A 26,057-nucleotide genomic window follows, 5' to 3' on the forward strand; every position below is an offset into this window, starting at 1 on the left:
ACAAAATTGATACAGCCAACTTTCGGTGCGTCAGGACTGGAGAGTATTGCCCGCGCCGCCCTGCCCTTTGCTTTCGCAACCGCCGGTATGGCCATCGTCGTAATTGTCGGCGGTATCGACCTGTCTGTTGCGTCTATGATGGCGGTCTGTGCTGTGACTGCAGCCGTTCTGATGGAGCGCATGGCCGGTGTACCGGCCTTGTTTATCGTGTTGGGGGTCGGGTTTTTGATGGGGTTGATCAATGGTCTTTTGATCGTTGTAACGCGCGTGCCCGACATCGTTGTGACACTCGCCATGCTGTTTGTCTGGGAAGGCGTCGCGCTGTTGATACTTGAGACACCGGGCGGCGCGACTGCAGATTGGCTGGAACAGGCAATACGCGGTCAGTTTCTATTCGACGGGCTGCCTAAGGCATTGCTCATCGTTGCCTTTGGCATCGCTGTTGTCTGGTTGCCGATCCGGCGCTCCAAACTCGGGCTCTCGATTTACGCCACCGGATCAGACGAGCTTGCCGCCTTCCGTTCTGGTGTTTCAGTGGGAAGAACAAAGATAGCAGCCTATGCGCTATGCGGGCTGTTTTGTGCCATGGGCGGTCTAAGCCTCGCTGCGCTGACCGGGATTGGAGAGCCGGTACCGGGGCCATATCTTATGGCCTCGGTCGCGGCCGTAGTTCTGGGCGGTGTCGTGCTGGGCGGTGGCAAAGGCGGTCTGCTTGGGCCGATCATCGCGGTGTTCATTTTGCGGATCATTCGGACGATCCTGACATTGCTGGCCGTCGATCCAAACGTGACCACGATTATCGAAGGCACAATTATGGTTCTCGTCGTTATGTTGGGCACGGCGGCTTCACTAAAGGGAGCCCGCCGATGAGCATGGACACCATAGATCCACCGATGGTCCGCTTTGGCCGTTATCTGCGCGACAACCCAATTTTTCCGCTATTGGTCTTCCTTGTCCTGATGATCGCTGTGCTGGAAGTATTGCGGCCAGGTATCGTTACCCCGGTCCGAGCAGGTCGGGATGGGCTGATTTCAACCTTTTGGGTTGGCAACCTGATCAAGTTCGCAATTCCATTGGCGATGCTTGCGGCTTGTCAGGTGCTGACAATGCTAACCGCAGGAATTGATCTCTCGGTCGGGGTAGTTGCCACCGTGTCAGCCTTCGTTTGCGCAACACTTAGTGCGATTTGGGGCGTGACACCTGCAGTATTGATCGCGCTGTCAGCTGGCCTAGTTGTGGGCGTTGTAAATGGCATCGGCGTGGGATTGGTCCGGGTCCATCCATTGATCATGACCCTAGGAACAGGGTTAATCGCCACCGGATGTCTTCAGGTCTATCAACGCCTCGTTATCAATGCTGGCACCGAAATTCCCGCCTTCCTTGCCTGGCTCGGAACCGGCCGCACCGCTGGAATGCCGAACGGCCTTTTTGTATTCATCCCGTTTGCGCTCTTTATCCTGTGGCTGATGCGCTATACAGGATTTGGTCGGCTGCTGTTCGCCCTAGGCTCTAATGAGCAGGCCGCTAAGCTGTCCGGGGTCCGAGCATGGCAGGTCTATCTGGGGCTCTACGTGCTTTCAAGTTTGATCGCTGCGCTGGCTGGCTTGCTCTATCTCGGCATGATCCGTCAAACTTCGCTGAGCCTTGCCAACCCCTTATTGTTACCCTCTGTCGCTGCGGCGGTGATTGGCGGCACATCAATCTTCGGAGGTCGTGGCAGTTTCGCAGGTGCGATTGTGGGCGCACTTATTCTGCGTGTGCTGGATACTATGCTAACATTGATGCAAATGCCGGAAGGTGCGCGCACGGCCCTGTTTGGGCTGATCATTCTTGCAGTTACCGCACTCTACGTCAGGATCACCGGCACGCGCTAAAGGGAGTTTCCAATGGCCAAATTCCGGATCGTCGGCATCAGTTTCGATCACATGCATATGGGTGACTTGCTTCGGATGGTGCACGATCATCCAGACGCTGAAATCGCCGGTATATTCGATCCTGATTGGGACAAGATGAAGGCAGCGGCAACGGCCTTCAGCGTTCCCGAAGATCGGATCTTTACCGACTTCGACACATGCATGGCTGCGGGACCCTACGACATGGCAATTCTTTGTGTGGCAACGGCTCAGCATGCGGAATATACCGAACGTCTGGCCTCTTACGACCTGCATGTTTTTGTCGAAAAGCCCTTTGCCGCATCTTCTGATGATGCGCGCCGCATGATGGCTGCAATGGATAGGACCGACAAGCAGTTGATCATCAACTGGCCTTTGCGATGGGTCGAAAGCCATGTGACGGCCAAACGGTTGATTGATGACGGGATGATCGGCGACCTGCACGAAGTGCATTTCTACGACGGAAATCGCGGACCTCTATACCATCTGGCCGACAAGGTCGAAGTCACCCCGGACGAGGTTGAGCGTCAGAAACCGAACTCATGGTGGTATAAGCGTGCATCGGGCGGTGGGTCGCTGTTGGATTACCTTGGCTACGGCGCGACGCTTGGAACCTGGTATATGGGGGGCGAGGAGCCGATCGAGGTGACATGCACAGTCGATGAGACACCGGGGATTGAGGTCGATCAACACGCCATTGCCGTTTGCCGTTATGAAACCGGGCTCTCAAAAATGGAAACGCGCTGGGGCACCTTCACCGACCCGTGGACAACGCAACCTCAACCAACTTGCGGATTCGTCTTTGTGGGCACAGACGGCACCATTTCATCGCCCGATTATGCCGATCACATAACGGTTCAAACCCGCACACGACCTGACCGGCACGAGATACCAGTGACTCCGCTACCGTTAGGTGAACGAAATGCGATTGAGTACGTCCTTGACTGCATATCCAGAGAAGTCCCGGTCAAAGGGCCACTGGATCCAGCACTTTGCCTGACAGCGCAACGGATCGTCGATACAGCGCTCCGCTCGGCATATGAAAAACGAACACTTCGATTACTCGCATGACCTCAGACAGTGCCAATACAGACCAGTACGCACTAAAATCTGCTCATCTGCACGAAATCGATGCGCCGGATCTGCAGTATCTTCCACCAATGCCTCGACGCTATGAACCCCGGATCGGGGTTATTGGTACGGGTGGGATTTCTGCAAGCCATCTTGATGCCTACCGAACAGCAGGCTGGGACGTCGCCGCAATCTGGAACCGTACGCGCTCAAAGGCTGAAGAGAAAGCTGCTGAATACTGCCCCTCTGCACGCATCGAAGATGACTGGGAGGCGCTTCTTGCCGATAGCGAGATCGACGTTGTCGATGTCACGCTGCACCCCGAACATCGTGTGCCAATCATCAGAGCTGCCCTGCAAGCAGGCAAACACGTGCTCAGCCAGAAGCCTTTTGTTACCGACCTCGATCTGGGTAATGACCTTGTGAAGCTGGCAGATGATCAAGGCGTTAAACTAGCGGTAAACCAGAACGGTCGTTGGGCCCCGCACCTGTCCTGGATGCGTGAGGCGGTTTCAGCCGGATTGATCGGTGATGTTCTGTCGGCCCATATCTCAATTCACTGGGATCACAGCTGGACTGCAGGTACCCCGTTTGACGAAATCGACCAGCTGATACTTTACGACTTTGGAATTCACTGGTTCGACTTTCTTGCGTCTCTTGTCGGAGATAGAGCGGAAAGCGTCTTTGCAGCTGCTACATCTGCACGCGGCCAGGCCAACAAAGTGCCTCTGATGTCGCAGGCTCTGGTTCGTTTGGACCAAGGCCAAGCAAGCCTGGTTTTTGACGGGGGCGTTCCCTTTGGGCCTCGCGATACAACATACGTTGCAGGTACGACCGGTAGCCTGACATCAGTTGGACCGGATCTGTCGACGCAATCTGTGACACTTGAGACAGCGCATGGCATTGCGCGGCCTGCACTCGAAGGACAATGGTTCAACGACGGGTTTCGTGGCGCCATGGGGGAGCTTCTTTGTTCAATTGAAGACGACCGAGAGCCCTCAACATCTGCAAGAACCAACCTAAAATCATTGGCCATCGTTCTCGCCGCGGTTGCTTCGTCTAAACGCAAAAGGGAGGTCGAGATAGGAAGCATTAGGCTCAGGACACATAGCGAATAGATGACCAAAGCGGCGAGAGCGATTTCTGAGAGGAAGACTTTGAGACACCTGTCGAACCGCGTCGCCAGTCCTTCAATCTGCCAAACATGATCTCAATCCGATTGCGACGTTTGTAGCGGCACTTGTCGTATCGGACAGTTGTCTTGCGCTGTTTGCGGCCTGGGATGCACGCGCGTATCCCTTTGTCTTTCAACGCTTCTCTGAACCAATCGGCATCATATCCGCGCTCACCCAGCTACCATTCGACATTTGGCGGGCTGCTGACCAATGCCCTCGCGCTAATGTAGTTGCTGACCTATCCGGCAGTGACAGACAGATCCCAGGGGCTTCATTCGCCATTGTGCTTGAACCAATAGCGCAAAGGGGCTCATCTGTCACAAACCGCATGCAACTATGTGTTCATGCCGCCCTTGGTGCGCCCGATCAGACATGTGCACCGCTCATTTGAGCGCGATGATTCACGCAGCCAAACGGAAATCAATGGGCCTAAATTGTTGTTGTCGCGTGATGTCTTCCACTGAAGCAGAATATACTCCAGCATAGTCCGCGCAGTCTCCAGACCGGTTGCTGAGCAAAAGATTGGTGATGTCCTCAGCCGCGTTCTGAGCATGAGCTTGAACGGAAGTAAACCCTGTAAGAAGCGCGCTGAATGTCAAAACACTCACTCGCATGGTTCGATCTCCTTAGGGTTTTCAGAAATCCAAAAAAAATGTTGCTCGATGGGAGTTGATGTCAGTCATCCTATCCTCAAAACGCGACGCGGTCCCCTCCATTCAAGTCCAGGATTTCTCTCGCTTCATCGGGAGTTGCGACCTGACTGCCTTTCTCTCACCGAAGATTCAGGCCACGATTCTCGACAGCACCTAGCCGCCCGAACTCACACTCAAGCGTCTGGTCAGCGTTACCCACGCAATTGATTGGGCCGAACAGGAATGTCGTTCGACTTTTGACACCTCAAGAACCGGCCTCCCAGATACAGGGTTCGCCCTCCTTGATCTGTGGGAACAATTCCCTGCTCCACCTTTTTGGGAATTTGCAGCATAGACCTCTGAAAAACATACATTTCTGAGCGGAGAAACTCTGGGTTCCAGACCCATCTCACGAAAATTCCCTGTAAATTGCCGGGTATCAGGGAAATCCCTCCCAAAGCGACCCCGCCAAAATGCGCCACTGAGACTGAGGCCTGAATTGCGTTCTGAGTGTACGGTTTGCTCCGTCTCTGATTGAAAGCGCATGCGCCAACTCGCGGGAATTGCGACTCAATTCCGGGTCAGAGAACACAACTGAAGTGAGACAGGTATGAGTGGCGGTGCTGCCAGACTAATTCGAACCAGTCTCAGTGTGCAGCGGGATCCGCAATTCTTATCCGGAACAAAGTTGACGCCACTCGCTAAGAGCGGCGGCGCGGGTCAGCTTGAAGGTGTCTCGGCTGGTGAGCGATCTTTCTTGGTTGAAGTGGTTTTAGACGGAAGAATGAACGGCAGCGAATTTCTGTAAACTTCGCATGCGCCTGAACCGTTGCGTCGCGCGTTCGCGTCGTCGAAACGGAAGATGCGAATTCTCTACGCGGTTGTTGAGCCACCTGCCCGTCTGTTGTTTTTCGAGCGCGCCCATTTCTCTGAGCGCAGCCTTGTAGGAAGCGAAGCGATCTGTGACGATCTCTTCGGCGCAACCGTGCCGCTTCATCAGTTTCCTGAGGAATTTCAGTGCTGCAGCTTTGTTTCGGCGCTTGGTGACAACGGCTTCCAGCACCTCGCCTTCATGATCTACGGCCCGCCAGAGGTAGTACCTTTTGCCATTCACCTTCACAAAAACTTCGTCCACGTGCCACTTCCATTTCGAAAATGCCCGCAGTTGCTGGACTCGCTTCCGCCTTATCTCAGCAGCAAACATCGGGCCGAACCTGTTCCACCAATACCGGACAGTTTCGTGGTTCACGTCGATGCCTCGTTCATGCAGCAGATCTTCGACATTCCGAAGCGAGAGCGGAAATCGAATATACAGCATCACAGCAAGGCGGATGATATCGGGACTGGTCTTGAAGTTTTTAAAAGAGGCAGGTTTGGTCATGTGCAAAAACCACGCAACCGCCCCGCCCCGCTCAAGCAAAGTTCTTCTGACAAGACCTGCCAGGGGTGTCACTTCACTCCCGCGAAGAGTATTTGTTTCTTGCGATCTGCATCCCTTTGACACAAATCGAAATCGTTCTCATGCAAAAAACCCTGAGGGGAGGGCGCAACTAAAAAATGCCCATAATCATCTCGGCCTGCGACTAGCGCAACCAAAGTCTTCACGCCGTTTTGCTGTTTCATTGAGGGCTTTATGAAACGCAACGCCGCACCAATGCGTCTATCGTCTGTGTTATTGGGCCCTGATGCGTGAAAGAGATGCCCGTGATGCATGGATGCCTGCCCCGCACGCAATTCGGCAGCGACCGCATCTTTTTCCTTCACATCGACTGCGATTTCCTGCCCTCGTGACAACAGGTTGTTTTCGCTGAAGGTGTCCACGTGAGGCACGATACGGCTTTTATGGCTGCCAGGAACAAACCTCATACACCCGCTTTGCTCAGACGCTTCTGAAATCGCAACCCAACAGGTTACCTCTTCAGCATCATCCAAACCCCAATAGGTCAAGTCTTGGTGCCACGAGACTATCTTTGATGATCGCGCTTCTTTTACGAAAAGTGCTCCGCTCCAAACCATGAGGTCCGGCCCCAACACTGTTGAAGCAGCCTCAATCAGCTTCGGATGGCGAAGAAGTGCATCGAATGATGGTATTAGCCTGTCCGGATAAGAATATAGAAGCTTGAGTTTCTCCGGGTCGTCTCTGAGAATGCGCTCTGCTTTCTCAAAACCATCGCGCAGCGTTTGGACCTCGGAAGCTGTCAGGATATCCAGCGGCGCTACGAAACCGTCTCTTTCATAAGCCTTTGCAGTATCACGCATTCGTCTATCCATCGTCATTTTCCGGAAACGTTAACTGTACCTTCATTGACTGGCTTCGATCAGACGCGACCTCAAAGGCAGTGACAACCTCGCCAACTTCGAAGGTATGCGTCACCAACTGGTCGACGTTTATTAGTCCGCTTCGCATCATCTCGACCGCGACTGAGAACTCGGAATGGAAACGGAAAGACCCGCGAAGCACTATCTCTTTTGCAGTCAACGCTTGCATCGGCACTTTCATATCTCCGCCCAGACCAAGCTGAACCAATGTTCCACCCGGTCGCAAGCATGCGACTCCAGAAGCCAGAGCAGATTGAGCCCCGGAACACTCCAGTTGGACATCAATCTGGCCCTTGTCCTTTTCAAACGTCTCCAGTTTTTGCGGATCGGCGTAAGTGTTGATGGCATCGTCTGCCCCGCATTCACGCGCCAAAGCGAGGGTCTGGTCCGAGATATCGGTTGCCACTATTCTGGCCGCCCCTGAACGACGTGCTGCCAAGATCGTGAGGCAGCCGATCGGACCGCATCCCGTGATAAGTACCGTTTTACCTAAGAGGCTCCCAGCTTGTTTAATCGCGTGCAAACAGACCGCCAGAGGTTCGGCCATAGCGGCCTGCGCGGGGCTCAACCCATCTGCCGGAACACATTGACCTGCTTTTGCCACGAGTTTGCTTTGAAAAGCGCCTTGGATATGCGGGAACGGCATCGCGCTGCCATAGAACTTCATATCAAGACAGTGGTTTTGCTGCATGTTCAGACAATAAATGCAGGCTTGGCAAGGGCGGGATGGAGAAACTGCAACGAGTTGACCTGAGTGCACCCCCTGCACACTTGACCCAACTTTCACGATTTCCCCGGCGACTTCGTGTCCAAGTACCATCGGTTGACGCAACTTTATCGCACCGAAACCACCGTGGTTGTAGTAATGCAGGTCAGATCCGCAAATCCCACCCGCGCGCATGGCAATCAAGACTTCGTCTGGCCCCACATCGTGTACGTCTCGGTTTTCCAACCTCAGATCTTTTGCGGCATGGATAACAACAGCAACACTGGCCGAAGACATTGCACAGACTCCCTATACAGATTGCCAAAAGATACGGATAGTCGGTGCTGACAACCAAGGGGTTTTTGCATGACGCTTGAAATGTTCAACCTAAAGGGAACACGCGCACTAGTAACAGGCTCTAGCCAAGGCATTGGATTTGCGTTGGCCCGTGGCTTGGCTGCCGCCGGTGCTCAGGTCGTTTTGAACGGGCGCGACACCGCGAAGCTAGCGGCAGCAGCATCCGAGTTGAGGGAAACAGGCGCCTCGGTACGTGAACTTTCGTTCGATGTAACCGATCATGAAGGTGTCCGATCTGCCGTGGACAACTTTGAAGACAATGTCGGCCCCATAGACATCCTGATAAACAACGCCGGAATGCAACACAGGACGGAGTTACAGGATTTCCCCGCTGAAGCGTTCGAGCGCCTACTACAGACAAATGTTGCGTCCGTCTTTCACGTCGGTCAGGCTGTGGCACGGCACATGATTGAAAGAAAGTCAGGCAAGATCATTAACATTGCTTCGGTTCAATCCGCATTAGCAAGACCGGGTATTGCGCCTTACACGGCGACAAAAGGCGCCGTGACCAACCTTACAAAGGGAATGGCAACTGATTGGGCTAAATATGGTCTAAACTGCAATGCCATTGCGCCTGGATATTTCGATACACCTTTGAACGCCGCATTGGTAGCTGACCCAGAGTTCAGTGCATGGCTTGAGAAACGCACCCCAGCCGGTCGCTGGGGCAATGTAGAAGAACTTGTCGGCGCCGCCATATTCCTTGCCTCCCCTGCATCCAGTTTCGTCAATGGACATACTCTCTACGTTGATGGCGGAATAACGGCGTCACTTTGATTTGTGTCTTTCAACCGTCTGCTAGGTACGACTGACGCAGGTTTCGTTTAAAGCGCCGACGCCAAAGCAATCACCACAACAACCATCAATGAAGCCGCCATCGCAAAGTTGATCCTTTGATGTGAACTCTCACTTAAATCAAGGCTGCCCAGCTTTGCGCCAGCACCCAGCCAGATCATGTGAACTGGCACCCAAATCATATTGAATACTACGATTTTTATGACGACCTCCCAAACGGGCGCATCGGGCATAAAGGCAAACCCTGAAAACAATGCAGTGCCGACCACGTAAGCCTTGGGATTAATGAACTGAAGTGTCAGCCCGTTCGCAAACCCAAGTGGCGAGACCGCGGGGGAAAACCCGACCTTTGAGCCAGCGCTTGCAATACGCCAGGCGAGAAATCCCAAATACCCGACAGAGGCAAATAGCAGCAAAGTTCTAAGTACCGGTATAGCCAAAGCTACTGCAGCGACTCCAGAAACAACCAACATCATGTTGATGAACCCGCCCAGCATCAAACCGGCCACAAAAGCGAGCCCAGCTCGAAAACCAAATGCTGATCCAATACCCGCAGTTGTCAAAACACCTGGGCCAGGCGTAATCAACAGAAAGAAAACCGCAACGGCAAATTCAAACACTGTTCAGATTGGCCTTTTACAGATCTCTGCATTCCGGCACAGCTGTAATCACCGATCCGTCCTTAAGGTGTTGCAGGAGATTGTCGACAGTTAGGTCACCCATAGCTGCACGCGTCTCAATAGTCGCGCTACCAGCGTGAGGGAGCAGAACGACATTGGACAGCTCGCGCAATGCTTTTGGAACACGCGGTTCGTCCTCGAAAACATCAAGCCCTGCCCACCCGAGCTCACCGTTTTGCAATGCATTAATGAGGGCAGTTTCGTCGACGATCGAACCTCGACTAACGTTTATCAGAGTGCCGCCTGCCCCCAACGCGTGCAGCACCTCAGCGTTGACCAACTTGTTGGTCGAAGGACCGCCGGGCGTGATGCATATGAGGACGTCCACATGTTCTGCCATTTCAACCAAATTGTCGAAATACGGGTACGGGACATCCTTTTGATTGCGGGTGTGATAAGAAATTTCGGGGGCCCACGGCTCCAACTTATCAACGATCGCCTGACCAATGCGACCAAGACCAAGAATGCCTATCTTTTGATTGTCCGCTGATCGCGTCAAAGGGGCATTACCTTCAACTTCCCACCGTCCGGACCGAACGTAATCATCGTCACGTATGAGCTCTCGATAACATGACAGAAACAGCAGAACGGCGGTGGTAGCGACTTCTTTGTTCAAAACATTGGGTGTGTGCGTAACAACAATCCCACGCTCAACCGCAGCATTTGCGTCGACAGCGTCGTAACCGACCCCATAGACACTGATCATCTTCAGGTTACTGAGTGATGTCATCAGGTCATGGGGAACACCATCATGTCCGTTCGTTACAATATGCGTAACACTTTCAGCGTTGAAATTGTCCAATTGATGAATGTCGAACGCTGCGGACAGGCGCTCTCGCATCCGTTCAGTGATCCCTCCGATTTGCAACAAGTCAGTCATCTTGACCAACCTTTTGCCGCTGAACACCAAGCCCATCGATGCGAAGCTCCATGACGTCGCCTTTTTTCAGATAAATTGGCTCCGGTTTGATCCCCATTCCAACACCGGGCGGTGTTCCAGTTGAAATTACGTCACCGGGGTGCAGTGTGAATAGTTGGCTTAGATGCTCTATGATCTCGGTAACGGAAAAGATCATCGTAGCAGTATTCCCGGTTTGCATGCGCTGACCGTTTACATCCAGTGACATTCCAAGGCTTTGAGGATCAGGCACCTCATCCCGGGTCACTAGCCACGGGCCGGTAGGGCCAAATGTGTCGCACGATTTTCCTTTGGTCCATTGACCGGTCAGTTGAGTTTGAAAATGCCTTTCCGACACGTCATTTACGATGCAATAGCCCGCAACATATTCGAGTGCGTCGGCCTTGGAAACGTATTTGGCCGTCTTACCGATGACGACCCCTAGTTCGCATTCCCAGTCGGTATGTGTAGACCCCCGCGGCATAACAACATCGTCATAGGCACCTATGACGGCTGAGTTTGCCTTGAAAAAAAGGATCGGATGCTCGGGAATATCTGCGCCGGTTTCTGCAGCATGGTCCGAGTAGTTCAATCCGATGCAAAGAAATTTACCGATGTCACCGACACACTGTGCGATACGAGGATCACCCTCCACAATTGGCAGGTTACTCGGATCTAATGAGCGCAGACTATCAAGAGTTCCGTCATCTAAAATCTCGCCGGTGATATCATTGATGTGAGCGGACAGATCCCGCAAATGCCCCTCAGAGTCGACCAGGGCAGGCTTTTCCGAGCCCTCGGCTCCGTAACGAACTAGTTTCATTTCTTTTCCTTTTAGTGATTGTCGCGTGGCATGAAGCCTCGCGCAATATCGCGGTAGTTTTCTGCACCTTTGAGCGTCATACCGCGATCCAACCGATCTACTTTTTCGCGAAATATTTCCTGCCACGGGGATTGGTTGGGCGGCATTGAATACCCACCTTTTGCCTCCAGATCGCGAGCGCGTTCATGCAGTTCTTCAAGCGAAACCAGCATATCTGCTGTGCCTTTACCTAGATCGATGCGCAGTCGGTCGCCAGTTCGCACCAAGGCCAACCCACCGCCCTCTGCTGCTTCGGGTGAAGCATTCAGGATAGACGGGCTTCCTGATGTGCCGGATTGCCGGCCATCACCGATGCAAGGAAGGGCTTCGATGCCTTGTTTCAACAAATATGCAGGTGGTCGCATGTTCACGACCTCTGCGGCACCTGGGTACCCTCTTGGTCCTGCTCCGCGCATAATCAGAATACAGTTTGCGTCTATTTTTTCTGCGGGATCATCGATCCGATGGTGAAAATCCTCGGGCCCATCAAACACAACCGCCCTGCCCTCGAATGCATTAGGATCATCCGGGTTCGACAGGTAGGTCTCTCGAAATGCCTGTGAGATCACAGATGTCTTCATAATCGCACTCTCGAACAAGTTGCCCGAGAGATTGATGAACCCCGCCTGTTGCTTAACCGGGCTACTGACAGGCTTGATTACGTCGCTATTCTGAGACCGGCGCGTCGAGCAGTTATTGCCCATCGTCTTACCGTTCACCGTTATCGCATCGGGATGCGGCAGCAATCCAGCATCAAGAAGCTCTCCGACAACGGCGGGAACACCCCCGGCCTGCTGGTAATCTTCGCCCAGATATTTGCCCGCAGGCTGCATGTTAACCAACAGAGGAACTTCGTGGCCAAGTTTCTGCCAGTCATCGTTGTTCAATGGAATACCAAGATGCCGGGCGATTGCATTCAGGTGAATCGGCGCGTTCGTCGATCCGCCAATCGCCGAGTTTATGACAATCGCATTCTCAAAAGCCTGACGTGTCATCACATCGCTGGGGCGTAAATCCTCCCAGACCATGTCCACAATGCGTCTACCTGTTTCATAACTGATTTGACCGCGCTCTCGATACGGGGCAGGTATGGCTGCTGATCCCGGCAATTGCATTCCCAAGGCTTCAGCAAGCGAATTCATGGTCGTTGCTGTCCCCATCGTATTGCAATAACCCACCGAAGGTGCCGCGGCGGCTGCGATCTCCATGAACTCATCGGTGTCGATTTCATCAGCCGCAAGGTCTTCGCGCGCTTTCCAAATAACCGTTCCTGATCCGGCGCGCTCACCTTTCCACCAGCCGTTGAGCATTGGGCCGACCGACAGCGCAATCGCTGGGATGTTGACGGTCGCAGCGGCCATAAGAAGAGCGGGCGTTGTCTTGTCGCAACCAATGTTCAGAACAACGCCATCAATCGGGTACCCGAATAGACTCTCAACGAGGGACAGATAAGCTAGATTGCGGTCGAGAGAGGCCGTTGGCCGTTTACCGGTCTCTTGTATCGGGTGGACTGGTATTTCGATGCACGTTCCCCCGGCGGCGATGATTCCGTCGCGAACGCGTTTGGACAACTCGATATGATGCCGGTTGCAGGGGCTCAAATCACTGCCGGTCTGAGCAATCCCAATGATCGGCTTGCCTGATTGCAGTTCTGCGCGGGTCAACCCGTAGTTCAGGTATCTCTCTAAATACAATGCCGTCATCTCAAGGTTCTCAGAGTTCATGAACCACTTGCGAGATCGCAGATCATTTTTTGATATTTTAGTCATTGGCCTGACCATCCCCCGTCAATTATGTGCGTGTGTCCCGTGGTGAATGCACTTTCATCGCTTGCCAGATAGACGACCAATGCGGCAATCTCTTCTGCCTTCGCCACACGCCCCATAGGCTGACGCGCCACAAATTGTGCAAGGGCTTCTTCTCTGTTGCCCAGTTGCTCTCCCAACGCATCTACGCGGTCACGCCAGCTGGGACTGTCGACTGTTCCCGGACAAATGCAATTGCACCGAATTCCTTGTGTTATGAAGTCCACGGCTACTGATTTAGTCAGCCCAACTACAGCAGCCTTTGTCGTTCCATATACACAACGATTTGGCGCACCGATTATGGAACCCAGTGCGGAAGACATATTGATTATCGAGCCTCCTCCGCGCTCTAGCATCCCCGGCAATACAGCCTTTGTCGTGCGCACCATTGAGCGCACATTAAGGTCCATGGCGAAGTCCCATTCTTCATCGGTCGCATCCAGAATCGTTCCGTGATGCACGAACCCGGCGCAGTTGAACAAAACGTCCGGCTTCGCTCGCGCGACCCCATGATGAATACTGTCATTATTCGTCACATCCATCTCGAAAATTTCGAGATTTTCGTGATTCTGATCGCGAATCAAATTTAAATTTCCAGGGTTAATATCCGTCGCATAGACTTTCGCACCCTCTCTTGCCATCGCAATTACGCTTGCAAGTCCGATCCCTTGCGCGGCGGCTGTGACCAGGACGTTTTTTCCCTTAAGTCTCTCTGACATATATATTTTCCGACCCTAAAAGTGGCGACTGGACAAGTGTTACTTCGTCCCACAGATCAACCGAGAAGCAGAGAAACCTTGGCGGATTTGCAACGACTTCTGGCATGTGGGCCCAGAGCCGTTAGCGTATGTCAGAGATTTTGGTTTGGCCATAACCATGCGTGGCGCACCTTCGGAAGGACAGAGGATTATGAGCAAGCAGTTAAAAGTAGCTCTATTGGGAACCGGCCTGATGGGCGCTCCTATGGCGAGGAATATTTTGCGCGCCGAATATCCGCTAACCGTATGGAACCGCAGCTTGAAAAAGGCAAAACCGTTGACGGCAGAAGGCGCGACATTGGCGGAAACTGCCCCGCTGGCGGTTTCGGGTGCAGACGTAATAGTAACCATGCTGTCGGATGGGTACGCGACCGGCGCGCTACTTTCTGACGAGGCTTTCCGCGAACAACTCAAACCGGGGATGATCTGGATTGATATGTCCAGCGCTAAACCCGAACACGCCAGAGAGCAATCCGCGCAATTATCCTCGATGGGGGTGCAGCATCTGGACGCCCCGGTTTCCGGTGGCACCAAAGGAGCCGAAGCTGGCACCCTTGCGATCATGGTCGGTGGTGATAAGGACGTTATGGAGCGCATGCGACCGGTTCTGACAGCAATAGGCCGGCCTGTGCATGTTGGCCCAAGTGGTTCCGGTCAATTGTGCAAATTGGCCAATCAAACAATTGTCGCTGTGACAATATCTGCTGTCGCCGAAGCGACACTACTGGCTCAGCAAGGCGGTGCAGACCCAACCGCGTTGAGGGCCGCGCTGAAGGGGGGCTTTGCGGATAGCATTATTTTGCAACAACATGGCGAACGCATGTCTGACGGAAATTTTGTACCCGGAGGTTTGTCTAAGTTTCAAATAAAGGATTTGGACAACACACTAGAGGAAGCGCGCAGCCTTCGCGTTGAGCTACCCAGCACCCAATCTGTGCGCGACCGTTTCGAATATTTGATAGACGAAATGGATGGGGCTGAGCTGGATCATTCGGCCTTGTATTTGGAACTTAAAAAACGGAACGGGATGCTGTGACGAGGATCCTTGTGTTAGGCGGTGGAGGAATGCTGGGCCAGAAACTGGCTCATAGAATTTCGACCCAAGAAACTTTTGGACCAGAAGCCCAAATCTCACTGTTCGATCTCTCGTTCCCGCTCGACAGTGCGCCAGGTAAGCAAATTGTGGGGAACTTGACTGCACCAGGCATCGCCAAGTCTGTTGCAGCTCAGCGCCCGGTCGTCATATTCCACCTTGCAGCTATCGTTTCAGGCCAAGCTGAGAAAGACTTTGCGTTGGGCTGGGATGTCAACCTTATGGCGACCTGGGCACTGCTGAATGCACTCAGAGATGAACACGCGGCATCAGGAGGCGAGTACACGCCTCGTCTGGTTTTTGCCTCGTCCATAGCAGTTTTCGGAGCACCGTTCCCTGAAAAGATTGGCGATGAGTTCCTCTCGGCACCTTTGACCAGTTACGGAGCGCAGAAAGCAGCGTCTGAGTTGATGATCACGGATTTCAGCAGGAAAGGATACATCGACGGTATTTCCTTGCGCTTGCCCACTTTGTGTGTACGCCCGGGCAAGGCCAACGCTGCCGCTTCTTCCTTCTTTTCAGGTATAATCCGAGAGCCACTGAATGGGGATGAGGCTGTCTTACCAGTTGCCGTAACTGTTCGCCACTGGCACGCCAGCCCCCGCGCCGCTGCGACTTTTTTGACCCATGCAGCAACACTGGACACGCAGCTTTTGAATGACAGACGCGCATTAAACATGCCGGGCGTAAGTTGCACCGTCGCCGAACAAATCGAAGCGCTGCGCGATGTGGCCGGTCAAGATGCAGTTGGCCTCATCAGGCGAGAACCCGACGAGGCAATCGAACGAATAGTCAAGAATTGGCCGCGCGACTTTCAAACAGATCGCGCTCGGGAGTTGGGGTTCAAGGCGGAATCAAGCTTCGACGAAATCATTCAGGTGTATTTGGAAGACGATTTTCGGCTTTAGTCGCCCATCGTCTTTCCAGTTAGGTGGCGTTTCAGATGATCGTGAATCTTTTCTCGTGTTAACTGCTCATCCCCTGACAATGCTGCTTCAAGTATATCGGCATGGTGTCTTATGTTTTGAGAAATGAACTCAAAGTTCCGATCTGCCACCATCAATTGCTGTCTGAATTGCGCGTAAACTCGGCTATGCATTTGTTTTAAGGTTTCCGAGCCACAGGCAGAAATAAGCGTTTGGTGAAACTCCTTCTCCGAGGCAAACCATATCTCGATAAGGCCGCTCGGGTCGTCTGTGGAGTGTATGCGTTTTTCGATATGGCTAAGTTTGTGATGAGCGGCCGTCAATCTTGCTTCCCAATCCACTCCGCCATTGCGGATCGACATCGCAGTGCCTTCGGCCTCCAACAAAACACGGACGTGTGTCAATTCGATAAGCTTCTGCGGCGAACGCATCGGCACGCGGAAACCTTTTTGTTCCTGAAAGTCCACCAATCCAACAGCGGCCAAACGAAAAAGGACTTCCCGAACCGCACTCGCAGAACAGCCATACTCATTACGAAGTTCTTCGGCTCTCACCTTGGCTCCATGCTCAAATCCATTAGAGATTAGGCGCATTTTAAGGTCTTGATAAATATCGATTTCTTCTTTCATCCAGGTATGCGCCTTCAATTTTTGTCCAAGTAGCGTCGTAAGCAATTTTTCGAATTTATGCAATAATCTCGAAATTTTTAGAAATTTCAAATTTTTCTTGTTGCATTCGATTCGTCGGCTTAACGTCTATCTGCGTGACAGCAGCGGAGGCGACAAGATCTCCCACTAAGCGCAATGCTCAACGTCTGGGAGGACACCATGAAAATAGTCAAGACAGCGGCCGTGGCGGCCGTAGCCACGACAATGGCAGCCGGTTTCGCGATGGCTGAAACAACGAAACTTAGAATTCAAACCCATTTTTCGCCCGAAACTCTTTCTGGTCAGATGGCTGCAAAATTCGTTGAAGACATTCAGGAGATGTCGAACGGCGAAATCGAAGTTGAAATGTTCTATTCCTCTTCGGTGGTCAAATCAGTTGAAACCTTCGATGCCGCTGCTACGGGGATTTTGGACTGCGACATGACGGGCGGCGGCTATCAGACCGGTAAAAATCCGGCCTTCCAGTTTGCGGGCGACCTGCTCGGCGGGTATCAGAACCCATATCAGCAAATGGCTTGGCTTCTTCATGGCGGCGGAAGAGAAGCTGTGAATGATCTATACAACGGCTACGACATGGAGTTCATCGGATGGTGGATTCCCGGGCCGGAGTCGCTTTCTTCGACCAAGCCGATTGCAAAAGTGGACGACTTCAAAGATTGGAAATTCCGCTCCCCTCCAGGCCTTGCGACCAAAGTGTTCGCGGAACTTGGTGCTTCTCCGATCGTTATGGACTTCAACGAAATCTTTACGGCTTTGGAAACCGGTATCATTGATGGCGCGGATGCCGCGAACCTGACTAACAACGTGGGACTGGGTCTGTACGAGATCGCAGGTCACACAAACTATCCCGGTTTTCACTCGATGCCGGCAGATCACCTAGCCTGTCGCAAAGAAGTTTGGGAAGCTATGCCCGCGCACCACAAGAAGATCATGGAAGTCGCAATGGATAGCTTGGCATTGCACAATGCCACAATCAATGAAGTGCAGAACGCTCAGACTGCAAAAGACCTGAAAGCAAAAGGTGTTCAGTTGTACGAATGGTCGCCTGAAGACCTGGCAGCGTATCGCGCGGCCGTTCAGGTCGGTTGGACTGAATTCGCGACGACCCCTGAGGCACAGGCGCTTTTGGAAAGCCACATCAACTTCCTGCGTGACCTGGGAGCAATGCAGTAGTCAGGCTTCGACCGAATTACGACGCACGGAGAGGCCGCTCTAGCGGCCCCTCCGGATTGGCGCCGGGATCCAGAACTTCATGAAAATCAACAGAATAATAAGTCACATACTGCAGTACGACATGCCGGAAGTTTTGGGCTATTCGCAACAGTATTATGACAAGCGTACAACCCATCTGGTCGAGATTCAGACAGATGAAGGGGTAACCGGTTGGGGGGAGTGTTTTGGTCCCGGAAACGTAGCCATTGCCAACAAGTCTATCGTAGAAAAGGTAATCCAACCATTGGTCCTTGGCATGGACCCTTTGGACAAAGACGTGATCTGGCACAAGGTGTACAACCTTCTGCGAGACCATGGCCAAAGCGGAATGCCAATACAGGCTTTGTCCGGGGTGGACATCGCACTTTGGGATATCACCGGCAAAATCTCTGGCCTCCCCCTCCATAAGCTTGTCGGCGGCGCGCATCGCACAAGCGTTCCTTGCTACGGCTACGGCATGATGCTTCGGGATGAACCGATTTCTAGTCTGGCCAGCCGTTTTGAGGAGGAAGCCGCAAAGATCAAAGAAATGGGATTTACCGCCACCAAAATGAAAACGGGCTTTGGCCCGAAGCCTGATGTGAAGCTGTGCGAAGCAGTTCGACGCGGAGTTGGTGACGACTTTCCTTATATGGTCGATGCAAACCATGCTTATACGACTTCGGACGCATTTTTTGTCGGTCGGGCGTTGGAAGAACTGGACGTATATTGGTTCGAAGAACCTGTCGCGCCAGAAGACATTGACGGGTACCGCGAATTGCGCACTTCGCTGAAAGTCAACATCTCGGGCGGGGAGGCAGTTTTCAATCGCTGGGCTTGGCGCAATCTTCTTGAAAATCGCGGCATCGATATAGCGCAGCCAGAAGTATGCGCTTTGGGCGGTGTTTCAGAGTATCTCAGGATACTAGCACTATGCCACGCACATTTCACTCCGGTCGTAAATCACGTCTGGGGTAGCGCCATCGCTGTCGCAACTAATCTGCATTTACTGGCGGCCATGCCCCCAATTCCAGGCGGCTTGCATCCTTGGGAGCCTATGCTGGAGTTCGACACGACGGACAACAAGTTTCGGGACGATCTGCTGACCGTACCGCTGGAAATTCAAAATCAGGTCAAGGCCAACAACGGCCGTGTCATGATCCCGACTGGCCCCGGACTGGGGGTCGAGCCGGATCGAGACTTTATCGATCACTACAGGATCGAAGGATAGGGACGAGGGTTACGCGATGCACAAGAATTCAGGCGGACCAATTGAATGGCTCATACCGTTGGCCTTCGTCGCGACTGCCAGTTGGCTTGTTTGGCATCTCCCGGCATTCCTATTGGATTGGCTGCCTTACACCTCTGAATCCCTCAAAAGCCAGGTAACGGAAATATATCTGCGCAGCGACGTCACGCCCGAATTACCTGGCGTGTTCGGGGGGTATGTCGACATCATCGACGTGGCCGCGCTCGTCCTTCTACCGTTTCTTGCAGTGTTTGGCACCAAGACCGTGCGCCCAGCGACAATGGAGTTCGAAGGCTCGACGGTTATGGATCGTTTCGCCCTGTTCATAGGCCGAGTTACCATGATGATGATCGCAATCATGACTGTCGTCATGCTCTACGAAGTCTTCATGCGTTATATCCTGGAAAAGCCGACCGAGTGGGCCAACGAAATGACACTCTGGTTCGCCAGCTTTGTGTTTTTGATGTCTGGCTACTACGCCATGCAACAACGCAGTCACATTCGAATATTCCTGCTGTACGACGCAGTTCCACGTTGGCTTCAGCGTGTTTTTGATACGGTTTCGACAATCCTGATCGTACTGTTTGCCTTCTTTCTGGTCTACGGCAGCTACAAACAGGTGTTCGTCAACAAGCTCTATAAATGGGAGCTTTATGGCTCCGCCTTCAATCCTCCGATCCCGGCGACGTTGCAGCCGATGGTGCTGATCGTGATTACGCTCGTCGCAATGCAAGCAATTTTGAACTTGATCGCGGATTGGAACAAAGAACCGGAAATCCACACAGATGAACCGGACGAAGACGAAATTGAAATGATCAAACGAGCGGTGGGACAAGACTGATGGATATTGGAACAATCTCACTCATCCTGATGGTCGCCCTGATCGTGCTTCTGGCGATCGGAATGCCCTTGGGTCTGGCCTCGGCTTCTCTTGCTGTTCTGGTTCTGGTCCTGAAGTTTGAACCGACACTGCTTTTGAACCCGTTTTCATTCGGCGACGGGGTTCTCACCGGTCGACCAGGCACTGGGCCGCTCTATATCCTGGCGCAGAAGATATACGGGCTCTTAACGGACTACGTGCTCATATCAGTTCCATTGTTTATCTTCATGGCGTCGCTGCTAGAGCGGTCCGGGATCGCGCGGGACATGTATTCGTCGTTGAATGTCTGGCTGTCCAGAACACGCGGCGGCATCGCAATCGTGACCTCGATCATGGCGGTGATCATGGCGGCCATGTCCGGCATCATCGGCGGTGAGGTTGTCCTGCTGGGCCTTATCGCCCTGCCCCAGATGCTGCGCCTCGGCTACGATCAGAATCTCGCGATCGGCGTCATCTGCGCCTCGGGGTCGCTTGGCACTATGATCCCTCCCTCGATCGTTCTGATCATCTATGGGCTGATCACCGAAACCTCGATCAAGTCGCTGTTCACCGCGTCTTTCATTCCCGGCTTCATGTTGGCCTCAATGATCATCCTGTACATCATCATCCGCACGCAGTTGAATCCTCATCACGCTCCGCTGCCGGAGCCGGACCCGAACGACCCCGAACCGGCTGAAAAACGCAAACTGTTTGGGGCTTTCATGAGCATCGTCGTCGCCGGATTTTCCACCGTTCTGTTTATCCGGGCTGCGTTCTTCGAGCTTTCCGGATCAAACGCTGCCAGCCAGGGTGAACCAGCGCGGCTGGGGACAGCTGACTACCTGCCCTGGTTTGCCGGCATCACGATCGTCGCCCTACTGCTGATCTTCTTCGTCTTTGGCAGAGAGCGCGCCAAAATAGGGTGGGAAATGGGCAAAGGCCTCGTTGCACCGCTGGTCGTCATCGGCGTCGTTCTCGGCTCGATCTATGGCGGGATCACAGGCATCACCGAGGCAGCAGGCATGGGCGCCTTCGCCGTCCTGATCATCGCTATCCTGCGGGGCGAGGGATCGTTTGAGCTGGTTTGGGACAGCTTGATGCGGACGTTAAAATCCACAGGTACCATTATCTGGGTTACGATCGGGGCCGCCGCGCTGGCGGGTGCCTACACCATTGCTGGCGGGCCCCAATACGTGGCCGACCTGATCGTCGGCCAGGAGCTGCCGACCATGCTGGTCATTCTGGTGATGATGCTGATCTTGCTGTTCATGGGCGCATTCATGGATTGGGTCGGCATCGTTCTGTTGATCATTCCGGTCTTTTTACCGATCGTCCTGCGCCTTCCCATTGAGGAAATCGGGGTCTTTGGCCAGCTAGAGCCGAGTCATGTCGCCATCTGGTTCGGCGTCGTGTTCTGTATGAACATGCAGGTCAGCTTCCTCTCGCCACCTTTCGGACCGGCCGCGTTCTACCTGAAGTCGGTAGCCCCGCCTCATATCAGCCTGACGGATATCTTCCGCGGCTTCCTGCCATTCATCGGGATCCAGTTGCTGGCGCTTTCCGTTCTTCTGATCTGGCCGGGCATCATCGCGCTGCTGTTGTGAGGTTGCACCCATGCTGACACAAGATCAGATTGGCAAGTTCCGGACGGACGGATACCTTGTGGTCGAGGATGTAATTCCCGGCGATGTCCTGGATCGGGTACAGGCCGAATACTCGGATGTCCTGAACCGGCTCTATGACGGTTGGTACAACAAAGGGCTGGTCAAGAACGACCCGTCGAGAATGACCTTCTGGGACAAACTTCTGTCCGCCTATCAGGCCGGTTGCGACTATTTCCAGCCGCTGGACATCTCGCTGCCCGGCGATCGGATCATGGCGGACACGCCGTTACATATTGGGCCCGCAGTGTTCGACTTGCTGACGGCCCAGCCCATGCTTGACGTTGTCGAGCAGTTGATCGGGCCAGAGTTGGTCAGCAATCCGATCCAGCACGTTCGGCTGAAGCCCCCTGCCCTTAAGCTGTGCAAGGACGAGGTGCGCGCGCACATCACCGCAACGGACTGGCATCAGGACCGGGCGGTTGCGTTGGAGGATGCGGACCAGACCGACATGGTCACGGTTTGGATTGCCGTCAACGATGCAACGGTTGAAAACGGCTGCTTGCAAGTGCTGCCAAAGGCACAAGACCAATCCATCCTGCCGCATTGCGCGCGGACACAGACAGGCATTGCCGACGGGTTCATTGACGAAGACCGAGCCGTGCCCCTTCCTGTCAAGGCAGGCGGGATCATCCTGTTTCACCCTCTGACGCCACATGCTTCGCTGGTCAATGAAACGGACCGGTTCCGCTGGTCGTTCGACATCCGCTTCAGTGCGACAGGCCAACCCACCGGTCGAGATCATTTCCCCAGCTTCATCGCGAGGTCCAGATCGCACCCCGAAACCGAGCTGCGAGATTGGCGCGTCTGCAAGTCCAATTGGGAAGCGGCACGAGCAAGGCTGTCCGGACAGCCGCATATAGATATTCACCGGTGGACATCGGACTCGCCGTTCTGCGCCTAGCTGCTGCCGCCAAGAAAGCTGATTATGACTTTTGTACGTTTAGATCGAACGGATAGCGTGGTGGTTGCAACTCGGCCGCTGGAGGCCGGTAGTATGGTCGAAGATGTCTCGACCAATGCGCGCATCCCCTCGGGACACAAGGTCGCCACGCGTATGCTTGCACCCGGTGATCCGGTCAGAAAATACGCCCAGATTATCGGTTACGCCACCCAACGGATCGAACCTGGCGACCATGTGCACACCCACAATATCGAGTTCCGTAATACCAGCGTGGACTACGAGTTTGCGACGGACCACCGGCCCATGAAACCCGCCACCTCGGTCGATACGTTCATGGGCTACCACCGGGACAACGGTCGGTTCGGTACGCGCAATTACATCGCGGTTCTGACCACCGTGAACTGTTCGGCGACTGCGGCCCGCATGATTGCCAACCACTTCACACCGGACAAGCTGGCAGAGTTTCCGAACGTCGACGGCGTGGTTGCCTTTGTCCACGGAACGGGCTGCGGAATGGCCGACTCTGGCGACGGTTTCGAAGCTCTTCAACGGGTCATGTGGGGGTTTGCGAAACATCCCAACCACGCTGCTGTTCTGATGGTCGGTCTGGGCTGCGAGATGAACCAGATCGACTGGCTGTTGGACGCGTATGGGCTGAAGCAGAGCCCCACCTTCCATACGATGAACATCCAGAACGTCGCCGGATTGCGCCGGACCGTGGAAATCGGCATCAGCAAGATCAACCAGATGCTGCCCCTTGCCAATGAAGCGCGGCGCAGCGAAGCCCCGGCGTCCGAACTGATGGTTGCGCTGCAATGCGGTGGATCGGACGCTTGGTCAGGTGTGACCGCGAACCCTGCGCTCGGACATGCCTGCGACCTGTTGATTGCCCAAGGAGGCACAGGAGTCCTTGCGGAAACGCCCGAAATCTATGGAGCCGAACACCTTTTAACCCGCCGCGCCCTTGGTCGTGCAACTGGGGACAAACTGATCGGACTGATCGATTGGTGGCAGGACTATACCGCTCGCAATCACGGTTCGATGGACAACAACCCAAGCCCCGGCAACAAGCAAGGCGGTCTGACGACCATCCTTGAGAAATCGCTGGGGGCAGCGGCGAAGGGCGGAACCACCCCTTTGACCGGTGTATTCAAATACGCCGAACCCATCACCGCCAAAGGCTTCACCTTCATGGACAGCCCCGGATATGACCCGGCCTCGGTGACCGGGCAGATCGCGGCCGGGTGCAACCTTGTGTGCTTTACCACGGGGCGCGGCTCCGCATTTGGGTCCAAACCGGCACCCACGCTGAAAATCGCTACTAACTCTGAATTGGCAGCGCGCATGCCCGAAGACATGGACGTGGATGCGGGCGACATTCTGACCGAAGGTACCAGCGTCGAAGAAAAAGGACGGGAAATATACCAACGGCTGCTCCAAGTCGCCTCGGGCGCGCGGACCAAGTCCGAGGCGCAGGGCTTGGGTGACTACGAATTCGTTCCCTGGCAAATCGGAGCTGTGATGTGAAAAGGATCCTTGTAGCCGGTGGTGGGTTGATCGGTATCCGCCACGTCCGCGCCGTGATTGAGCATCCCGGCTGTATGTTGGTCGGGTTGGCCGATCCAGATGGCTCGATCAAGATAGACGTGCCGCGTTTTGCTAGTGTGGACGAGGTGCAGGACCCGGTGGATGGCGTCATCATTGCGACGCCGACCCGCCTGCATGCAGAACATGGCATTCTGGCCGCATCCCGCGGTTGGCACATGCTAATCGAAAAGCCGGTTGCCGCATCAGTCGATGATGCCCTGCGCCTGAGGACGGCCGTTCGCCAGGCTAATGTCCGCAGCCTTGTAGGCCACCATCGGCGTTATCACACAACCTTGCAGCAACTGAAAGAGGTGATCGCGCAAGGTACGATCGGACAAGTTATCAACGTCTCGTTGCTGTGGGCCATGCGCAAACCCGAGAGTTATTTTGAACAGAACTGGCGGACTTTCGATGGCAGCCCAGTCATGATCAACCTGGTGCATGATATCGATGTCATGCGCTTTGTGATCGGAGAAATCTCAGATGTCGTCGCCCTGCCTGGCGCGTCGATCCGCGGATCAGATCGGATAGAAAGCGGGGCTATCGCGATCGCGTTCGAAAACGGCGCAACGGGCACTATCAGCTTTGCCGACACCGCACCCAGCCCTTGGGGGTTTGAGGCCGGAACCGGCGAAAACCCGAATATCGGCACAACCCGACAGGACATGATGTGGATCACTGGAACCAAGGGCGCTGTAAGTTTTCCTTCCATGACCCTGTGGTGTGGAAAGGATTGGGGCACTGCGGCCCAAAAAGACCAACTTCTACGACCGAAACAGAAACGCGAGCCGCTGGAGGCCCAGTTGGATCACTTCCTTGACGTGATCGACGGCGCCTCACCGTTGATCGACGTCGAGGATGCGGCCCGGACGCTCGAGGTCACATCACGGATAGAACAGGGGCTAAAAGCGCGGTCAGCTCGAGCGCGGGCACCGACCTGAAGGAAATCCGGCCCCGGCGAAGAACCGGGCCACCCAAAAACCTATGATTACACGCCGGGCAATATGAGCATCCGAACTTCAAAACCGCCCGCGCCAGACACAAGAATGAAAACCAGAGACATTTACGGAAAGGGAAACCAATGAGCAAACCATCAATCGGGTTTATCGGCTTGGGACTAATGGGCGGAGCCATGGTGAACCGACTGTTGGACCAAGGATACTCGGTCACGGTATTGGGAAACCGCGACCGCACATACCTGGACGCCGCGATTGACCGAGGCGCCCGCGAGATGGAAAACGCCCACGAGCTGGCTCAGGCCAGTGACATCGTGATGCTGTGCATGGGTACCTCCGAACAGGTCGAGGGCCGTATGCGCGGTGCAGATGGAGTGATTTCGGGATTGAAACCCGGGGCGATCGTCATCGACTTTGGCACTTCGCTTCCAGGCAGCACACGCGCCTTGGCCGAGGAGGTTGCCGCAGCCGGCGGAAGCTATCTTGATGCGCCGCTTGGCCGTACGCCTTCGCACGCGCTAGCGGGCAAGCTCAACATTATGACTTCCGGCGACAAGGCTGACTTTGACAAGGCCGAGCCGACACTGAAAGACTTGGGCGAAAACGTTTTTTACCTTGGCCCCGTTGGGTCCGGACACACGATCAAGCTGATCAACAACTTCTTCGGAATGACCGTCGCGAACGCAATGGCCGAAGCCTTTGCCATGGCAGATATTACCGGTGTTGACCGCAAGCAGGTGTATGACGTTATGGCCGCAGGGCCGCTGCATTCCGGAATGATGGATTTCGTCAAAGCCTACGGCGTCGAGGATGACCCAAATCAGCTGGCCTTTGCCATCAAGAACGCGGCAAAAGACCTTGGGTATTATGACCGCATGGCACGCGAGGCAGGCGTTACCAGCGTGATGTCGCAGGGCGCGCTTTCGGCGCTGATTGACGCGCGCGACCACGGTCAGGCGGACGACATGGTCAGCCAGATGGTTGACTACTACGTCAAGCGTTTCAACACCTGA

At 54.2% G+C, this 26,057-nt stretch carries 22 protein-coding genes and 3 pseudogenes; 15 read left to right on the forward strand and 10 right to left on the reverse strand.

Translation table 11 applies throughout. From position 1 onward, the window contains the following. Positions 1-6 precede the first annotated feature (6 nt). The 4 genes from AC2FIZ_RS05525 to AC2FIZ_RS05540 are packed head-to-tail and all read left to right on the forward strand — an operon-like array spanning position 7 to position 4,081. Complete coding sequence (locus AC2FIZ_RS05525) at positions 7-870, forward strand: ABC transporter permease (RefSeq protein ID WP_281972358.1); 864 nt, start codon at positions 7-9, stop codon at positions 868-870. Next, a complete protein-coding gene (locus AC2FIZ_RS05530) occupies positions 867-1,874 on the forward strand; it encodes an ABC transporter permease (RefSeq protein WP_496790707.1) in 1,008 nt (335 codons plus the stop codon). The genes AC2FIZ_RS05525 and AC2FIZ_RS05530 overlap by 4 nt, the downstream gene beginning before the upstream one ends. A 12-nt stretch (positions 1,875-1,886) precedes the next feature. Then, positions 1,887-2,963: a Gfo/Idh/MocA family protein gene (locus tag AC2FIZ_RS05535; protein ID WP_496689791.1), complete on the forward strand. Its 1,077-nt coding sequence runs from the start codon at positions 1,887-1,889 to the stop codon at positions 2,961-2,963. Continuing rightward, on the forward strand, positions 2,960-4,081 hold the full coding sequence (locus AC2FIZ_RS05540; protein WP_496689790.1) for a Gfo/Idh/MocA family protein: 1,122 nt from the start codon (positions 2,960-2,962) through the stop codon (positions 4,079-4,081). Before AC2FIZ_RS05535 ends, AC2FIZ_RS05540 begins: the two co-directional genes overlap by 4 nt. Here AC2FIZ_RS05540 and AC2FIZ_RS05545 read toward each other — a convergent pair. The 4 genes and pseudogenes from AC2FIZ_RS05545 to AC2FIZ_RS05560 form a co-directional block, all read right to left on the reverse strand. Continuing rightward, positions 4,072-4,376: pseudogene (locus AC2FIZ_RS05545) on the reverse strand (transposase); the annotation flags it as partial. The gene AC2FIZ_RS05540 and the pseudogene AC2FIZ_RS05545 overlap by 10 nt on opposite strands. A gap of 1,067 nt (positions 4,377-5,443) precedes the next feature. Then, positions 5,444-6,151, reverse strand: a pseudogene (locus AC2FIZ_RS05550) (IS6 family transposase). A 68-nt stretch (positions 6,152-6,219) separates the two neighbouring features. Next, a complete protein-coding gene (locus tag AC2FIZ_RS05555; protein WP_246097144.1) occupies positions 6,220-7,029 on the reverse strand; it encodes a phytanoyl-CoA dioxygenase family protein in 810 nt (269 codons plus the stop codon). Between the two features lie 4 nt (positions 7,030-7,033). Continuing rightward, a complete protein-coding gene (locus AC2FIZ_RS05560; RefSeq protein ID WP_496790709.1) occupies positions 7,034-8,092 on the reverse strand; it encodes an L-idonate 5-dehydrogenase in 1,059 nt (352 codons plus the stop codon). Between the two features lie 69 nt (positions 8,093-8,161). Between AC2FIZ_RS05560 and AC2FIZ_RS05565 the strand changes: the two genes are divergently transcribed. After that, positions 8,162-8,929 carry an SDR family oxidoreductase gene (locus AC2FIZ_RS05565; protein WP_142634750.1) on the forward strand — a complete coding sequence of 256 codons (768 nt, stop codon included), beginning with the start codon at positions 8,162-8,164 and terminating at the stop codon, positions 8,927-8,929. A 47-nt stretch (positions 8,930-8,976) separates the two neighbouring features. On the opposite strand, the gene AC2FIZ_RS05570 is transcribed toward AC2FIZ_RS05565, so the two are convergent. From AC2FIZ_RS05570 to AC2FIZ_RS05590, 5 genes are read right to left on the reverse strand one after another with little or no spacing between them, the layout of a single operon-like run. Further along, the gene (locus tag AC2FIZ_RS05570; protein ID WP_271946164.1) at positions 8,977-9,567 is read right to left on the reverse strand and encodes a LysE family translocator; all 591 of its coding nucleotides are present in this window, start codon (positions 9,565-9,567) and stop codon (positions 8,977-8,979) included. A 16-nt stretch (positions 9,568-9,583) separates the two neighbouring features. Further along, positions 9,584-10,507, reverse strand: a complete 924-nt coding sequence (locus tag AC2FIZ_RS05575; RefSeq protein WP_281994834.1) for a 2-hydroxyacid dehydrogenase — start codon at positions 10,505-10,507, stop codon at positions 9,584-9,586. Further along, positions 10,500-11,348, reverse strand: coding sequence for a fumarylacetoacetate hydrolase family protein (locus tag AC2FIZ_RS05580; RefSeq protein ID WP_281994835.1), 849 nt, complete (start codon positions 11,346-11,348; stop codon positions 10,500-10,502). The genes AC2FIZ_RS05575 and AC2FIZ_RS05580 overlap by 8 nt, the downstream gene beginning before the upstream one ends. Positions 11,349-11,359: 11 nt before the next feature. Then, positions 11,360-13,156, reverse strand: a complete 1,797-nt coding sequence (locus AC2FIZ_RS05585) for an IlvD/Edd family dehydratase (protein ID WP_281994836.1) — start codon at positions 13,154-13,156, stop codon at positions 11,360-11,362. Then, the gene (locus AC2FIZ_RS05590) at positions 13,153-13,911 is read right to left on the reverse strand and encodes an SDR family oxidoreductase (protein WP_496790711.1); all 759 of its coding nucleotides are present in this window, start codon (positions 13,909-13,911) and stop codon (positions 13,153-13,155) included. Before AC2FIZ_RS05590 ends, AC2FIZ_RS05585 begins: the two co-directional genes overlap by 4 nt. Before the next feature lie 190 nt (positions 13,912-14,101). On the opposite strand from AC2FIZ_RS05590, the gene AC2FIZ_RS05595 reads away from it, so the two are divergent. Both AC2FIZ_RS05595 and denD read left to right on the forward strand, forming a co-directional pair. Then, positions 14,102-14,986: an NAD(P)-dependent oxidoreductase gene (locus AC2FIZ_RS05595; RefSeq protein ID WP_281994837.1), complete on the forward strand. Its 885-nt coding sequence runs from the start codon at positions 14,102-14,104 to the stop codon at positions 14,984-14,986. Further along, a complete protein-coding gene (gene denD, locus AC2FIZ_RS05600) occupies positions 14,983-15,951 on the forward strand; it encodes a D-erythronate dehydrogenase (RefSeq protein WP_282027516.1) in 969 nt (322 codons plus the stop codon). The genes AC2FIZ_RS05595 and denD overlap by 4 nt, the downstream gene beginning before the upstream one ends. On the opposite strand, the gene AC2FIZ_RS05605 is transcribed toward denD, so the two are convergent. Then, positions 15,948-16,598, reverse strand: coding sequence for a GntR family transcriptional regulator (locus tag AC2FIZ_RS05605; RefSeq protein WP_142634766.1), 651 nt, complete (start codon positions 16,596-16,598; stop codon positions 15,948-15,950). The two genes, denD and AC2FIZ_RS05605, sit on opposite strands and share 4 nt — an antisense overlap. 198 nt (positions 16,599-16,796) lie before the next feature. On the opposite strand from AC2FIZ_RS05605, the gene AC2FIZ_RS05610 reads away from it, so the two are divergent. The 8 genes and pseudogenes from AC2FIZ_RS05610 to AC2FIZ_RS05645 form a co-directional block, all read left to right on the forward strand. Continuing rightward, positions 16,797-17,810, forward strand: a complete 1,014-nt coding sequence (locus AC2FIZ_RS05610) for a TRAP transporter substrate-binding protein (protein ID WP_142635164.1) — start codon at positions 16,797-16,799, stop codon at positions 17,808-17,810. Between the two features lie 79 nt (positions 17,811-17,889). Continuing rightward, positions 17,890-19,059: a mandelate racemase/muconate lactonizing enzyme family protein gene (locus AC2FIZ_RS05615; RefSeq protein ID WP_142634768.1), complete on the forward strand. Its 1,170-nt coding sequence runs from the start codon at positions 17,890-17,892 to the stop codon at positions 19,057-19,059. Between the two features lie 16 nt (positions 19,060-19,075). Further along, positions 19,076-19,918 (forward strand): TRAP transporter small permease subunit, encoded by an 843-nt coding sequence (locus AC2FIZ_RS05620; RefSeq protein WP_246097147.1) that lies wholly within the window; start codon positions 19,076-19,078, stop codon positions 19,916-19,918. Beyond that, complete coding sequence (locus tag AC2FIZ_RS05625; protein WP_142634770.1) at positions 19,918-21,540, forward strand: TRAP transporter large permease; 1,623 nt, start codon at positions 19,918-19,920, stop codon at positions 21,538-21,540. The genes AC2FIZ_RS05620 and AC2FIZ_RS05625 overlap by 1 nt, the downstream gene beginning before the upstream one ends. Before the next feature lie 10 nt (positions 21,541-21,550). Next, positions 21,551-22,501, forward strand: coding sequence for a phytanoyl-CoA dioxygenase family protein (locus AC2FIZ_RS05630; protein WP_281994839.1), 951 nt, complete (start codon positions 21,551-21,553; stop codon positions 22,499-22,501). 24 nt (positions 22,502-22,525) lie between these two features. Further along, complete coding sequence (locus AC2FIZ_RS05635; protein ID WP_496790714.1) at positions 22,526-24,028, forward strand: UxaA family hydrolase; 1,503 nt, start codon at positions 22,526-22,528, stop codon at positions 24,026-24,028. Continuing rightward, complete coding sequence (locus AC2FIZ_RS05640; RefSeq protein ID WP_281994841.1) at positions 24,025-25,029, forward strand: Gfo/Idh/MocA family protein; 1,005 nt, start codon at positions 24,025-24,027, stop codon at positions 25,027-25,029. Before AC2FIZ_RS05635 ends, AC2FIZ_RS05640 begins: the two co-directional genes overlap by 4 nt. Positions 25,030-25,127: 98 nt before the next feature. Continuing rightward, positions 25,128-26,057: pseudogene (locus tag AC2FIZ_RS05645) on the forward strand (NAD(P)-dependent oxidoreductase); the annotation flags it as partial.

The organism is Ruegeria sp. CDSB022 (assembly GCF_059611145.1).

Bases quoted from the DNA above. Each gene is read 5' to 3' on its own strand.
- AC2FIZ_RS05620 (WP_246097147.1), top strand. From the start codon at position 19,076: ATGCACAAGAATTCAGGCGGACCAATTGAATGGCTCATACCGTTGGCC.
- AC2FIZ_RS05555 (WP_246097144.1), bottom strand. From the start codon at position 7,029: ATGCGTGATACTGCAAAGGCTTATGAAAGAGACGGTTTCGTAGCGCCG.
- AC2FIZ_RS05625 (WP_142634770.1), top strand. From the start codon at position 19,918: ATGGATATTGGAACAATCTCACTCATCCTGATGGTCGCCCTGATCGTG.
- AC2FIZ_RS05535 (WP_496689791.1), top strand. From the start codon at position 1,887: ATGGCCAAATTCCGGATCGTCGGCATCAGTTTCGATCACATGCATATG.
- AC2FIZ_RS05575 (WP_281994834.1), bottom strand. From the start codon at position 10,507: ATGACTGACTTGTTGCAAATCGGAGGGATCACTGAACGGATGCGAGAG.
- AC2FIZ_RS05580 (WP_281994835.1), bottom strand. From the start codon at position 11,348: ATGAAACTAGTTCGTTACGGAGCCGAGGGCTCGGAAAAGCCTGCCCTG.
- AC2FIZ_RS05590 (WP_496790711.1), bottom strand. From the start codon at position 13,911: ATGTCAGAGAGACTTAAGGGAAAAAACGTCCTGGTCACAGCCGCCGCG.
- AC2FIZ_RS05610 (WP_142635164.1), top strand. From the start codon at position 16,797: ATGAAAATAGTCAAGACAGCGGCCGTGGCGGCCGTAGCCACGACAATG.
- AC2FIZ_RS05605 (WP_142634766.1), bottom strand. From the start codon at position 16,598: ATGAAAGAAGAAATCGATATTTATCAAGACCTTAAAATGCGCCTAATC.
- AC2FIZ_RS05630 (WP_281994839.1), top strand. From the start codon at position 21,551: ATGCTGACACAAGATCAGATTGGCAAGTTCCGGACGGACGGATACCTT.
- AC2FIZ_RS05560 (WP_496790709.1), bottom strand. From the start codon at position 8,092: ATGTCTTCGGCCAGTGTTGCTGTTGTTATCCATGCCGCAAAAGATCTG.
- AC2FIZ_RS05540 (WP_496689790.1), top strand. From the start codon at position 2,960: ATGACCTCAGACAGTGCCAATACAGACCAGTACGCACTAAAATCTGCT.
- AC2FIZ_RS05615 (WP_142634768.1), top strand. From the start codon at position 17,890: ATGAAAATCAACAGAATAATAAGTCACATACTGCAGTACGACATGCCG.
- AC2FIZ_RS05565 (WP_142634750.1), top strand. From the start codon at position 8,162: ATGACGCTTGAAATGTTCAACCTAAAGGGAACACGCGCACTAGTAACA.
- AC2FIZ_RS05635 (WP_496790714.1), top strand. From the start codon at position 22,526: ATGACTTTTGTACGTTTAGATCGAACGGATAGCGTGGTGGTTGCAACT.
- AC2FIZ_RS05595 (WP_281994837.1), top strand. From the start codon at position 14,102: ATGAGCAAGCAGTTAAAAGTAGCTCTATTGGGAACCGGCCTGATGGGC.
- AC2FIZ_RS05530 (WP_496790707.1), top strand. From the start codon at position 867: ATGAGCATGGACACCATAGATCCACCGATGGTCCGCTTTGGCCGTTAT.
- AC2FIZ_RS05585 (WP_281994836.1), bottom strand. From the start codon at position 13,156: ATGACTAAAATATCAAAAAATGATCTGCGATCTCGCAAGTGGTTCATG.